Source organism: Microbacterium aquilitoris, from assembly GCF_031932285.1.
Classification (GTDB): domain Bacteria; phylum Actinomycetota; class Actinomycetes; order Actinomycetales; family Microbacteriaceae; genus Microbacterium; species Microbacterium aquilitoris.
The window spans coordinates 701573-714746 of record NZ_JAUZVT010000001.1 but is presented as its reverse complement, the minus strand read 5'-3'; the positions used below and the strand labels follow the sequence as shown (position 1 = coordinate 714746).

At 71.0% G+C, this 13174-nt stretch carries 9 protein-coding genes, 1 tRNA gene and 1 pseudogene; 6 read left to right on the top strand and 5 right to left on the bottom strand.

All coding sequences use genetic code 11. The features are described from left to right. Positions 1-1245, top strand: coding sequence for a phosphotransferase (locus Q9S78_RS03485; RefSeq protein WP_311868882.1), 1245 nt, complete (start codon positions 1-3; stop codon positions 1243-1245). A gap of 25 nt (positions 1246-1270) precedes the next feature. On the opposite strand, the gene Q9S78_RS03480 is transcribed toward Q9S78_RS03485, so the two are convergent. Then, positions 1271-1540, bottom strand: a complete 270-nt coding sequence (locus Q9S78_RS03480; protein WP_018185705.1) for a DUF3072 domain-containing protein — start codon at positions 1538-1540, stop codon at positions 1271-1273. A 55-nt stretch (positions 1541-1595) separates the two neighbouring features. Next, positions 1596-3884 carry a maltose alpha-D-glucosyltransferase gene (treS, locus tag Q9S78_RS03475; protein ID WP_311868879.1) on the bottom strand — a complete coding sequence of 763 codons (2289 nt, stop codon included), beginning with the start codon at positions 3882-3884 and terminating at the stop codon, positions 1596-1598. 196 nt (positions 3885-4080) lie between these two features. Here treS and Q9S78_RS03470 point away from each other — a divergent pair, with 196 nt between their 5' ends. Then, positions 4081-5187, top strand: a complete 1107-nt coding sequence (locus tag Q9S78_RS03470; protein WP_311868876.1) for an NAD(P)-dependent alcohol dehydrogenase — start codon at positions 4081-4083, stop codon at positions 5185-5187. An 89-nt stretch (positions 5188-5276) separates the two neighbouring features. On the opposite strand, the pseudogene Q9S78_RS03465 reads toward Q9S78_RS03470, so the two are convergent. Together Q9S78_RS03465 and Q9S78_RS03460 are read right to left on the bottom strand one after the other, a co-directional pair. Further along, a pseudogene (locus Q9S78_RS03465) lies at positions 5277-7795 on the bottom strand (polynucleotide kinase-phosphatase). Continuing rightward, positions 7792-9144, bottom strand: coding sequence for a 3' terminal RNA ribose 2'-O-methyltransferase Hen1 (locus tag Q9S78_RS03460; RefSeq protein WP_311868874.1), 1353 nt, complete (start codon positions 9142-9144; stop codon positions 7792-7794). The pseudogene Q9S78_RS03465 and the gene Q9S78_RS03460 overlap by 4 nt, the downstream one beginning before the upstream one ends. 213 nt (positions 9145-9357) lie before the next feature. Between Q9S78_RS03460 and Q9S78_RS03455 the strand changes: the two genes are divergently transcribed. Beyond that, positions 9358-9675 (top strand): hypothetical protein, encoded by a 318-nt coding sequence (locus Q9S78_RS03455; RefSeq protein WP_311868872.1) that lies wholly within the window; start codon positions 9358-9360, stop codon positions 9673-9675. Positions 9676-9721: 46 nt separating this feature from the next. On the opposite strand, the gene Q9S78_RS03450 is transcribed toward Q9S78_RS03455, so the two are convergent. Continuing rightward, positions 9722-9812, bottom strand: a tRNA-Ser gene (locus tag Q9S78_RS03450). A gap of 144 nt (positions 9813-9956) precedes the next feature. Between Q9S78_RS03450 and Q9S78_RS03445 the strand changes: the two genes are divergently transcribed. From Q9S78_RS03445 to Q9S78_RS03435, 3 genes are read left to right on the top strand one after another with little or no spacing between them, the layout of a single operon-like run. Further along, positions 9957-10727: a DUF429 domain-containing protein gene (locus tag Q9S78_RS03445; RefSeq protein WP_311868870.1), complete on the top strand. Its 771-nt coding sequence runs from the start codon at positions 9957-9959 to the stop codon at positions 10725-10727. Positions 10728-10786: 59 nt separating this feature from the next. Then, the gene (locus tag Q9S78_RS03440) at positions 10787-12166 is read left to right on the top strand and encodes an MFS transporter (protein WP_311868869.1); all 1380 of its coding nucleotides are present in this window, start codon (positions 10787-10789) and stop codon (positions 12164-12166) included. A gap of 53 nt (positions 12167-12219) precedes the next feature. Then, positions 12220-13173 carry an L-lactate dehydrogenase gene (locus Q9S78_RS03435; RefSeq protein WP_311868868.1) on the top strand — a complete coding sequence of 318 codons (954 nt, stop codon included), beginning with the start codon at positions 12220-12222 and terminating at the stop codon, positions 13171-13173. The last annotated feature ends 1 nt before the right edge of the window (position 13174 follow it).

Genomic DNA, 13174 nt, shown 5'->3' with positions numbered 1-13174 from the left:
GTGCGATTCGACGACGACCTCGGCGCCTGGGTGGCGCGACAGCGCTGGTACGCGGGCAAGAGCCACGACCCGCGGTTCCGCATCCTCGACGCGGAACCGGCGCCCGGTGGTGCCACGCGTTACCTGCTCATGGACGACGCCGGCGCCCTGCCGACGCTCTACAACGTCCCCCTCGCCGACGCGACCGACGCGCAGGCCGAGGAGGTCGTCACCACGACCGAGGACGGACGTCCCCTGGTCGATGCGACGCGGCATCCCGGGTTCACGGTCGGCCTCCTGGCTGAGATGGGCGTCGACACGAGCCGTGTCACCGGGTCGCGCGTGCTGACCGGCGAGCAGTCGAACACCTCGATCGTCTACGACGTCGACGGGTCGCCGACGATCATCCTCAAGCTCTTCCGGACGCTCCACCACGGCGAGAACCCCGACGTGACCGTCCAGCGCGTCCTCAGCGACGCGGGGTCCCCGTACGTGCCGACGTTCTACGGCAGTGCGGATGCCGAGTGGCCCGACGTCGGCCGCGAGTCCGGCACCGCGCAGGGGACGCTCGGGTTCGCGCAGGAGTTCCTGCCCGGTGTCCGCGACGGCTGGGCGATCGCGCTCGATGCCGCCCGCGAAGGACGCGACTTCACCGACGCGGCGCGCGACCTCGGGATCGCGGTCGCGGGCGTGCACGGGGCCCTCGGCGACGCCCTCGAATCAGCCGATGCCACACCCGACCAGGCCGAGGCCGTGGGGCGCGCGTGGCGCCGCCGACTGGCGATCGCCTCGGCGGAGGTCCCCGCCGTCGCCGACCGGCTCGCCGCGATCGACGCCGTGTACGCGGAGGCCCTCGAGCGCCCGTGGCCGCGGCTGCAGCGGATCCATGGCGATCTGCACCTCGGTCAGGTGCTCGCCGTGCCGAACGGCGGCTGGCGCATCGTCGATTTCGAGGGCGAGCCGCTCCGGCCGATGGCCGAGCGCGCGATCCCCGACCTGCCGCCGCGCGACGTGGCCGGCATGCTGCGCTCGTTCGACTACGCGGGCGCCGTGGGAGCGGGACCGGATGCCGCGGCCTGGGCGGCGGCATGCCGGGCGGCTTTCTTCGACGCCTACGCGACGGCTCCCGGTGCGATCGACCTGGATCCTGCCCTGCTGCGAGCCCTCGTCCTCGACAAGGCCGTCTACGAGTCGATCTACGAGGCGCGGAACCGTCCGGACTGGCTGCCGGTGCCGCTCGCCGGCATCGACGCCGCCCTCGCCTGATCGGGCGAGCGCGGCGTCTGCGCGGTCAGTTCGAGGCGCCCCGACCCGTCGCCTGCTGCAGGCGGTCGATGTGCTCGGACGCCTCGGCCTTCGTGATGTTCGCGGGGATCTCCTCGCCGGCCTCTCGGGCCAACGTGTCGAGGTAGCTGCGCTGCGCTCCCGTCATCGGCTCATCGCCGGTGACCCACTGCTCCGGGTCCTTCACCGCCGTGTCGCCGCTCGGGCCGCCCAGCATCTCGGGCGCATCGGTGTCGGGTGCGGAATCGTTCTCGGGGACGTTGCTCTGATCGGTCATGCCAGGACCGTACGCGCGGCACCCGACATCACCGGGGGGCTTGCGCTCGCCCCGATCAGTCCTCCTCGGCCTGCGGCTGCAGGACGAGGAATCGCGCACCGTAGGCCGGCAGCGACACCGAGAAGCTCTGCAGGTCGTCGACGCGGCCGACGACCTCGCCCTGAGCGGCGTCGAGGACGTCGCTCTGCGGGGTGAGGTGCTCGGAGCGCACCGTGCCCTCGATCGGCTCGGCCGAGAAGTTCAGGACGGTGACCTGGAGCGGCGCGTCGGCCTCCGGCATCCCCTCGTCGAGGCGGTGGACGAGCACGAGCATGCCCGCATGGGCGACCTCGGGGATGTCGACCGCCGACGCCGTCGCGATCCCGTACTCGCGGCGGAGGTCGAGGATCGCCGACAGCCTCGAGGCGAACGACTCGGGGTCGTCGAGCTGGGCGGGGAGCGGGCCGTACAGGGCGCGGCCGCGCGGCATGCCCGAGATCGAGCGCGTGGCGGCGGGGTCGACGTCGAGCAGGTCGTGCGCGCCGCGCTCGATCCAGCGCGTGTCGCCGACGCGGATGAGGTCGGCCACCTCGTCGCCGGGGAGCGTCAGCATGCCGACGAGGTCCCACCCCGAGAGGGCGAACACCCCAGGCTGCCAGGCGTTGTAGGCGCACAGCAGCAGGTGCGCGTCGCGGATCGTCGGGATCTCGGCGTCGGTGATGTCGTCGAGGGTCGGGATGCCGCGGGTCGCCGCGATGAGCGACGTCGTCGTGCAGGCGATGCCGTTCTGCGTGAAGACGCGGTTGTAGTCACCGGCATCCACCAGCTTCTCGGTCAGCTCCGCGCGGACGACCTCGGCGAGCTCAGCACCCGTGATGGTGTCACCGCGGAAGCCGTACTCCTCGTCGGCGTGCCGGGTCGCCCAGTGGACGAGCTCGTAGGTGAGCTCGTCGTGGTTCTGCAGACCGTGCACGAGCTGTACCGGCGCGACCCCGAGCGCGAGCGACGACGTGAGCGCGAGACGCAGGAACTCGGTCTGTCCGGTGGCGAGGGCGTGGTGGTAGCCGGGGCGCCCGATGAAGTCGTACGACAGGTCGGCGCCGACGGCACCGGTGTCGCGGATGTCCTCCATCGTGAGGTTCAGCTCCTGGAACGTGAACCCACCGACCTTGCGCACCATCCCGGCGATGATGTGGTTGGCCGCGTGCGAGAGCGGATGCCCCTCCGACCACGCCGGCAGGCCCTCGGCGCTCTTCTCCACCCCGAGGAAGCCGTTCGCGTCGAGGCGCAGCGCGCTCGTGCCGAGCTCGCCGAGCGAGTGCAGCGCGTCGCCGATGACGAGGCGCATGCCCGCGAACGTCGGGTCGAGCCAGTTGATCGAGGGCTGGCCCTGCTTGAAGTAGTGCAGGTACACCCAGCGGCGGGTCACGCCGTCGGGGCCGATCGACGGCGCCGTCGCGCTCCAGTTCGTCTCCTTCACGCCCGGCGTGTAGAAGATGACGCGCTGCAGGGCGCCGATGATGTAGCCGTGCTCAGCGAGGGTGTGCTCGGTCGCCGGGTCGAGGTTGACACTGTCGTAGCCCTCGGGGACGTCGGGCAGCAGGTGCCAGTCCTCGGGCGGGATCGCCACCATGTGGTAGATCCCGGGGTAGTCCTTGAAGCCCATCTCGGCGAGGCGGAAGTCCGCTCCCTTGCCGGTGTGGCCGGGCACGATGTCGTCGATGATGCTGCCGCCGTGCGAATCGGCGACGTCGCACAGGGCGCGGAACTCGTCCTCCGTGCCGAAGGTCGCATCGATCGCGGTGCTGATGCGGTCGAAGTGACCGTCGACGCTGGGCGTCTCGCCCCACCCTTCGATGCCGCCGGCCCGCTTGACGGGGCCGGTGTGGACGGCAGTGATGCCGATGCGCTCGAACACCGACCACAGCTCCTCGTCGCCGAGGGCTGAGAGGAACGACTGCCCCGGCCGCGTGATGAGCGAGATCGGGTACGCGGTGAACCACACGTCGCTGGTCGCGATGGCGCGACGCGCATCGGGACGCGCGTACGCGTTCCGCCACATCGTCGGCTGGCCCGACAGCTGACGGGCGAGCACGTCGGCATCCTTCAACATCGACTGCCGCACCAGCCACTCGACGTACGACGGGTTCGTACCGTTCGCGGTGCGCGGGTCGGTGCGGATGCGCCGCACGCTGCTGCCGCGCAGGTTGTCGCGCGGGCGCAGACGCCGCGGACGTGCCGGGTAGCGCTGCTCGTCGTAGCTGATCTCGGGCATCTCGAGGTCCCCGTCCTCGGCTGCGGCGAGCGCAGCGAGGTCGATGGGTCCGGTGTAGAGATCTTCGGGTCGATCGTCGTCACGCGCCATGGAGTCCACGCTACGAACTCCGCACGCCCGGCCGGAAGGGGTGGTGCCCAGATTCTCTAAGCGTTATGGGATGCCGCATTGCCACGCCATCGGATGCGCGTCAACCCGCGGCCCCGGGATGGATTCACGTGCATAGGCTGGAGGCATCCCTACGGCCACATCGCCGCACGGGCGCGTATCGAAAGGACCATCACCCATGACCACGACCGCCCACGCCGCCGTCCTCCACGACCAGGACGCTCCGTTCACCTTCGAGGACGTCACCCTCGACGACATCCGCCCGAGCGAGATGCTCGTCAAGGTCGCCGCAACCGGCCTCTGCCACACCGACCTCGCGGTCCAGCACGGCGACATCCCCGCTCCCTTCCCCTACGTCCTCGGGCACGAGGGCGCCGGGATCGTCGAGCAGGTCGGCGACGCCGTCACCGGTTACGCCGTCGGCGACAAGGTGGCCGTCTCCTTCGCCTCGTGCGGCCACTGCGCCAAGTGCGTGAGCGGCCAGGAGGCCTACTGCCGCAACTTCATGGCCCTCAACTTCGCCGGTGCGCGCGAGGACGGGTCGTCGACGATCACCGCAGCCGACGGCTCGGCCGTCCACGGCTCGTTCTTCGGACAGTCGTCCTTCGCGAGCCACCTCATCGTCGAGGCTCGCAACGCCGTCAAGCTGCCCGAGGACGCCGACGTCGAGATCGCCGGCCCCCTCGGCTGCGGCGTCCAGACCGGTGCGGGCACAGTCCTGAACTCGCTCGACGTCCCCGCCGGCGCCTCGATCATCGTCAGCGGGACGGGTGCCGTGGGCCTCTCGGCCATCATGGGCGCGAAGGTCGCCGGCGCGACCACGATCATCGCGGTCGACATCCTGCCCGAGCGTCTCGCCTTCGCAGAGAAGCTCGGCGCGACCCACACGGTCAACAGCAAGGACGAGGACGCGGTCGCCCGCATCCACGAGATCACCGGCGGCATCGGCGCGGACTACGCCGTCGACACGACCGCGGTACCGACCGTCGTCGAGATGCTCGCCGCCGCGACCGCCTTCGGCGCGAAGATCGCCCTCGTCGGCGTTCCGAAGCCGGGTGTCACGATCCCGCTCGGCTCGATCTCGGGTGCGGGCAAGAGCTACATCGGCGCCATCGAGGGCGACGCCGTTCCGCAGACCTTCATCCCCGAGATGCTCGCCCTCCACGCCGCGGGCCGCTTCCCGTTCGACGAGCTCATCACCAAATACGCGTTCGCCGACATCGAGCAGGCGATCGCCGACACGCAGTCCGGTAAGGCCGTCAAGGCCGTCCTCGTGATGCCCTGACACCTGTCCCTGCGTCGAGACGTCGCAGATGGTCACTCTCCTCACTGAAAGGCGACCGTCCGAGACGTCTCGACGTCGTTATGGGGGGGTTACAGGCGCGGGTCGATCGGGTCGGACTCCAGGGCGAGGACTCCGAACACCGACTCGTGCACGCGCCAGAGCGGCTCTCCGGCGGTGAAGCGGTGGAGCGACTCGATCCCCAGCGCGTACTCGCGGGCGGCGAGCGAGCGCTTGTGCCCGACGTTGCGGTCGCGCAGGCGCGAGAGATTCGCGGGGTCGGTGTAGTCGGGCCCGTAGATGATCCGCAGGTATTCACGGCCACGCACCTTGATGCCCGGCTGCACGAGGCCCTTCTCGGTGCGCGTGAGGTTGGCGAACGGCTTCACGACCATGCCCTCCCCGCCCGCGCCGGTCAGCTCCTCCCACCACGCGACCGCCGCGGTGACGGATGCCTCGTCCCCGAGATCGATCCGTCGTCGCTGCGTCGACGCCACGAGGTCGGGCGCGGCTTCGACGAGCCGGTCGGCCACCCCGAGGTGCCACCCGTGGTCGCGTGTCTCGAACGTGGCGTCCCCTGCGGCCAGCACCTGGAACGGCGCGACGCGCGCGATGGACTCGTCACCGACGTACCGGCGTAGGCCGCACGGAATCCGCGCGCACCCTCGCCGCGTGCCCGGTTCCGCGAGGCGAGGGCGCTGACATCGATCCCGGATGCCGCGGCCCGGGCCAACACGGCACCGGCGGCATCCGTCGCGGTCTCGGCCGCCGCGGCCACCGAGGCGTAGAGGTCGCGGATGAGGTCACCGGCCTTCAGCGACCAGGGCAGGATCTCGGCGTCGAGGAGGATCCACGACGAGTCCAGCTCGTCCCAGAGGCCGGCGCGCTCGATCGCCGCATCGAGACGCGCGAGCATGTCAGCTTCGACGTCGGGCGAGAAGAACGGGCGACCGGTCCGGGTGTGGATCGCGCCGCGCCATCCCTCGGGCGCCGAGAACCGCGCGGGATCGCGCGCAACGAGCACGAGGGCGCGCGAGCCCATGTGCTTCTCCTCGGCGATGAGATCGGTGACGCCGTTCGCCCGGTACGTCGCGAAGGCCTCGTCGGGGTGCTCGAGGTAGCCGTCGCGCGCCGACGTGTTCGGCGGCGACATCGTCGGCGGCAGGTGGATGAGCCAGCGCGGATCGGTCGCCCACCGGCTGATCGTCTCGAGACCTCCGGCGGACTGCTCCTCCTGGATGCCGACGCGGCCATGCAGGCTCGTCTGGACGATGAGCCTGCCCTGCACGTCGGCGAGGTCGAGCACACCGGGGGCGCGCACGGGCGCGGCGGGCGCGAGCGGACGGATCGGCTCGTACCAGACCTGCTCGGCCGGCACCGAGACGACCTCGCGCTCGGGGTAGCGCATCGCCGAGAGCGCCCCGCCGAAGACGCAGCCGGTGTCGAGGCACGCGGTGTTGTTCACCCACTCCACCGTCGGCACCGGCGTGTGCCCGTAGAGGACGACGGCCTTACCGCGGTAATCCTGCGCCCAGGGGTGGCGCACGGGCAGCCCGTACTCGTCGGTCTCGCCGGTCGTCTCGCCGTACAGGGCGAACGCGCGCACCCGCCCGGACGCGCGCCCGTGGTACTGCTCCTTGAGGCCGGCGTGCGCGACGACGAGCCGCCCCCCGTCGAGGATCAGGTGCGACACGAGGCCGTAGCAGAACGCCTCCACCTGCTCACGGAACTCCGCGCTCTCGCCGGCCAGCTGGGCGAGCGTCTCCTCGAGCCCGTGCGAGACGGTGACCTTCGCGCCGCGGAGCGCGCGCACGAGCTTGGCTTCGTGGTTTCCCGGCACGGCGAGCGCACTGCCCGACGCGACCATCCCCATCGCGAGGCGCAGGACGCCGACGACGTCGGGCCCGCGGTCGACGAGGTCGCCGACGAAGACGACGCGACGCCGCTCGGGATGCCGCGCGTCGACCGCCCGTCCCTGCTCGTCGCGCACGAGCTCGTAGCCGAGGCGTCCGAGCAGTGTCTCGAGCTCGCTGCGGCATCCGTGCACGTCGCCGATGACGTCGAACGGGCCGCGCTCGTCCGTGCGGTCGGTGAGAAGGCGCGTGCGTTCGATGGTGGCGTCCGCGACCTCGTCGGGGGTGCGGAGCACGTGCACCTTGCGGAAGCCCTCGCGCCCGAGGTGACGGAGCCCCCGGCGCAGCTGGTCGTTCTGCCGCTTCACGACGCCCGCGGGGATGTGGCGATCGGTGCGCGCCACGTTGCGTTCGACCGAGACCGCCTCGGGCACGTCGAAGACGATCGCGACCGGCAGCACGTCGTGCGCCTTCGCGAGTTCGACGAGCTTGCGCCTCGCCTCGGGCTGCACGCTCGTCGCGTCGACGACGGTGAGCAGGCCCGCGTCGAGACGCTTGCCGGCGACGTACTGCAACGCGTCGAAGGCGGCGGCGGTCACCGACTGGTCGGACTCGTCGTTGCCGACCAGCCCGCGGAAGGCGTCGCTCGAGAGCGTCTCGTACGGGCCGAAGTTCTCCCGCGCAAAGGTCGACTTACCCGATCCGGATGCCCCGACGAGGACCACGAGCGAGAGGGCGGGGATGTCGAGGACGGTCATGCCGCGACCTCCTTCCGGAACAGGGCGAGCTGCGTGGGGGCGCCGTGGTCGGCATCCGCCTCACCGACGGGACGGTACGAAACGGTGTAGCCGTGACGGGCGGCGACCCCCTCGGCCCAGTCGCGGAACTCGTCGCGCGTCCACTCGAAGCGGTGGTCGTCGTGACGGAACGCGCCCGCGGGCAGGTCTGGGTAGAGGACGTTGTAGTCCGCGTTGGGCGTCGTGACGACGACCGCGTTGGGTGCGGCCGAGGCGAAGACGGCGTCTTCGAGCGCGCCGAGCCGCGACGGGTCGACGTGTTCGACGACCTCCATGAGCACCATCGCGTCGAAACCGCGCAGCCGCTCGTCGCGGTAGACGACCGAGCCGTGGAGCAGCTCGATGCGCTCTCGCTCGGCATCGGATGCCTCGGCGAGCCGCAGCATCCGTGCGGCCTGGTCGAGTGAGCGGGCAGAGACGTCGACGCCGACGATCTTGGTGAAGGAGCGGTCCTTCGCGAGGCGGGCGAGGAGCGCTCCGGGGCCGCAGCCCATGTCGACGACGCGGTGCGCGCCGACGTCCGCGAGCGCGGCGAGGACAGCGTCGGCGCGGTGCTGGCGGAGCGGCGTCGGGCGGTCCTCGCCCTCGGCGGGATCGGCGAGCAGCGCGCGCTGGTGCACGAGGTAGCGCCGCGTGATGAGGTCGCGCTCAGGGTGGCCTGCGAGCCATCCCTCGCCGGCGCGCTCGAGTTTGCCGATCTCGTCGTCGCCGACCCAGTAGTGCTTCGCGTCGTCGAGGACGGGCAGCAGGACGTAGAGCTGGCGCAGCGCCTCGGCCAGTCGGACCTCGCCGGTCAGGACGACCGAGCTGTACCGGGAGTCGCCCCACTCGGGGTGGTCGCCGTCGAGCGCGATGCGGGTCTGTTCGACCGACCAGCCGCACGGCTCGAACAAGCGACGCACGAGGTCGTCGTCGCCGCGGGCGGAGACCACGGGGATCTCGATCCGCAGAGGCAGAGCGGATGCCGCCAGCTCGGGGTACGAGTCGCTGCGACCGGTCATCGCGGTGCGGAACACCGTCCCGAGCGCGACGGCGAGCATGCTCGAGGCGACGTACGGGCGGTCGTTGACGTAATGGCTGAAAGCCCCGGCATCCCCCCGGAACCGTTTATTGCGGACGAGCGCGATCGGATCGACCTCGAGCATGACCGCGACGGTGCACCGCTCGGGGGTCGCCTCGGGATAGAAGACGTGGATGTCGCCGACCGGCGCCGAGAAGGTCTGCACCTTGGCGGGGTGCTTGTGCACCAGGAAGCCGAGCGCGGTCGCATCCTGACCGTCCGTCGGCGCATAGGTCACCGTCGCGAGCATCGTCGCCTCCCCCGTCGTGGCATCCGACTCACTCTAGGGCGGCGTGCCTGGTCTCGACCCGACGCGATGTGCGCTGACCGTGCGCGGATGGATGCCGTTCGCGTCGGCTCGCCCTGGTCCCGGCCGGGAGCACGCCGCTAGGGTCGGGGCTATGACCGCCGTCACCGCGTCCGAGGCCCGTCCCGTCGCACGCCGTCGCTACCGACCGACCCGGTGGACCTGCTCGTCGCCGGCGTGGTGGTCGTCCCGCTCGCGCTGATGCTCGTCTTCAACAGCTGGGGCCCGCTGACGGAGGAGTCCGCCGTGCGCATGGCCTTCGCCCAGGTCGCGGGCCAGACCGTCGCGATCCTCAGCGCGCTCGCCTTCGTCGTCCTGACGATCCGCCGCGGCGTCGATTGGGCCGCCACTGCGGGTGCCCTTCTCGTCGCGGCGCTCGTCATCTCCTGGTCGGCCGCCGCGATCGATCGCGCGGCAGGCGACCTGGTCGATCGGATCGCCACCGTCCAGAGCGTGTCGCTGCTGGACGACTGACGTCGCCGAGAGAAACAGAAAACCCCCGCATAAGCAGGGGTTTTCATGGCGGTGACGGTGGGATTTGAACCCACGGTAGGGGGTTACCCTACACAACTTTTCGAGAGTTGCACCTTCGGCCGCTCGGACACGTCACCGTCGTCCAGCTTACGACACCAAAACGGATGCCGCGAACCGAGCCTCGTCCTGCCTCGCCGAAGCGTCGCGGATGGTCGTGTTCCGCCCGGTTCGGCGACCATCTGCGACGTCTCGACGCACCGGCGGACGGGTAGCGTCGCGGTGTGATCACCACCGGAGTCGACCTCGCGGCGCAGCCGGCGCGTACGGCGGTCGCCGTCGTCGACTGGCGCGGTGGGGGCGCCGAACTCACGACGCTCCGCCTCGACAACACGGATGACGACATCGTCGGGTTCGCCGCCGGGTCGACGCACGTCGGCGTCGACTGCGCGTTCGGCTGGCCCGACGACTTCGTCGCCTACATCGCGGCGAACGCGCGGGGCGAGGCACCCGCCCCGGACCTCCGCGGCATCGAGGGACGTCGCCTGCTCGCCTACCGCGAAACCGACCGAGCCACCCACCGGATCACGGGGCGCCTCCCCCTCAGCGTCTCGACCGATCGCCTGGGACTCACCGCGATGCGGTGCGCCGACCTGCTCGCAGGGTTCGCCGCCGCCGGTGACGTGGTCGACCGGTCGGGCGCGACGGGACGACTCGTCGAGGTCTACCCCGCGGCATCCCTCCGCCTCTGGGGTGTCGCGGTGTCCGGATACAAGACGGATGCCGCGGCCCGCCAGACGGCGACGGCGAACCTCCTCGCCGCAGCCCTATGGCTCGCCGTCACCCCCGATCAGCGCGCGCTGATGGAAGCCTCTGACGACGCGTTCGACGCCGTCGTCGCCGCGCTCATTGCCCGCGCACACGCGCTGGGCGCAACGCACCCCGTCCCGCCCGCCGCGCACGACCGCGCCCGCCGGGAAGGATGGATCGCCCTCCCCTCCACTCCTCTCGACGGCCTCGACCCGACGCGACCTGTCGCTTCCCCGCCCGAATGACGACCGTTCCCGTCGGCTCGAGCCCCCGCTGACCTCCTCCCCGGGCGTAACGTGAGCCTGTGAGCGCTCCGACGACATCCCCCCGGTTCGGGCTGATCGTCGCGATCGCAGCGCTCGCGTCTGCTGTCGCGTTCCTCGACGGCACGGTCGTGAACGTCGCGCTCCCCGCCATCCGGGACGAGCTGGGCGGCGGCTTGTCCACGCAGCAGTGGGCGGTGGATGCCTACCTCCTCACCCTGAGCTCCCTCATCCTCTTCGCGGGGTCGGTGAGCGACGCGTTCGGTCGCGTGCTCGTCCTCCGCATCGGCCTCATCGGCTTCGGGATCGCGTCGATCGGTGTGGGCCTCGCTCCCGACCCGGTCGTCCTCATCATCGCCCGGGCCCTGCAGGGCGCGGCGGGTGCGTTCCTCGTACCGAGTTCGCTCGCCCTCATCACGTCGCTGTTGAACGGCCCGGCGCAGGCGCGGGCGATCGGCCAGTGGACGGCGTGGACCACGGGCGCGAACCTCGCGGGACCCCTCATCGGCGGACTGTTCGTCGACCTGCTGTCGTGGCGCTTCGCCTTCCTCGTCAACATCCTCCCGATCGCCGTGACCTTCATCCTCCTGACGCGCCTCGGCGACGTCGACCGACGGCGCGACGACGCGCACATCGACCTCGTCAGCGCGGCCCTGTGCACACTCGGCCTCGGCGGCATCGTCTTCGCGCTCATCGAACAGCCGAACCTGGGGTGGGGGCATCCGGCGATATGGATGCCGCTGACCGCCGGCATCCTGCTGTTCGCGGCGTTCCTGCTGCGTCAGCGCACCGTGCGCTCGCCCATCCTGCCGCTCGGGATCTTCCGCGTCCGGAACTTCTGGACCGGCAACCTGGCCACCTTCTTCATCTACGCGGCCCTCTCGCTCAACGGCTTCGTCGTCGGGGTCTACCTGCAGCAGGGCGCGGGCCTCAGCGCGACACTCGCCGGGCTCTCGAGCCTGCCGACGACGCTCGCCCTGATCGCGCTCAGCTCGGTCGTGGGCGGATGGGTGAACCGGTTCGGTCCGCGCCTGTTCATGACCGTCGGCCCTCTCGTGATGGCGGTGGGAGCGCTGATGCTCCTCGCCGTCCAGAAGGACTTCGATTACTGGACGCAGGTCCTGCCCGGTCTGATCGTCTTCGGCCTGGGGCTCGGCGTCACGGTGTCGCCGCTGACCTCGACGATCCTGGGCGCGATCGGCGGCGAGCGCTCCGGCATCGCCTCGGCGACGAACAACGCCGTCTCACGCATCGCCGGACTCGTCGTCATCGCGCTGCTCGCCGTCATCATCGGCGGATCGCTCGACCTCGACGGGTTCCACCGCGCCGCGCTGGTCACGGCGGTCCTGATGGTCGCGGGCGCACTGGTCTCGTTCCTCGGGATCCGCCGGCCCGCGGCGGCCGACGCGCAGCCCATCTGATTTGCACGGCTGGATCCGGGCCGCCGGCATCCGTCGACTGCCACACTGACGGTATGAGCGTCATCGAGAACTCGAAACTGACCGTCGTCGGCGCGGGCGCCGTCGGATCGAGCGTCGCCTACGCCGCCCTCATCCGCGGATCGGCCCGGCACGTCGCCCTCTACGACATCGCCGCCGAGAAGGTTGAAGCGGAGGTCCTCGACCTCGCCCACGGCGCGCAGTTCACCGGATCGAGCGACATCTCCGGCGGGTCCGACGTCTCGGTCGCCGCGGGTTCCCACGTCGTCGTCATCACCGCCGGGGCGAAGCAGAACCCCGGGCAGACCCGCACCGAGCTCGCCGGGGTCAATGCCGGCATCCTGAAGCGGATGCTGCCCGAGTTGCTCGAGGTCGCCCCGAACGCCGTGTACGTCATCGTCACGAACCCGTGCGACGTGCTCACCGTCATCGGCCAGGAGGTTACGGGGCTTCCGCCTGAGCGGATCTTCGCGTCGGGCACCGTGCTCGACACGTCGCGTCTGCGGTGGAAGCTCGCGCAGCGCGCGGGGGTGTCGACCTCGAGCGTCCACGCCTACATCGTCGGCGAGCACGGCGACACCGAGTTCCCGCACTGGTCGCGCGCGACGATCGGCACCGTCCCGATCCTGGACTGGCAGCCGCTCGACGGCCAGCCGCCCTTCACGGCCCTGGAGCTCGACCGCATCGCCGTCGATGTGCGGGATGCCGCCTACACGGTCATCCGCGGCAAGGGAGCGACGAACTACGCGATCGGGCTGTCGAGCGCACGCATCGTCGAGGCGATCCTCGGCGACCAGCACGCCGTCATGCCCGTGTCGACGGTGCTGAGCGACTTCCAGGGGGTCGACGGCGTCGCACTCTCGGTGCCCTCCGTCGTCAGCAGCGCGGGAGCCCGCCCGATCCTCGAGACCTCGTTCTCGGACGACGAGCTGGCGCTCTTCCATCGCTCCGCCGACGCCCTGAAGGCGGTCGCCACCTCGCTGCGCTGAC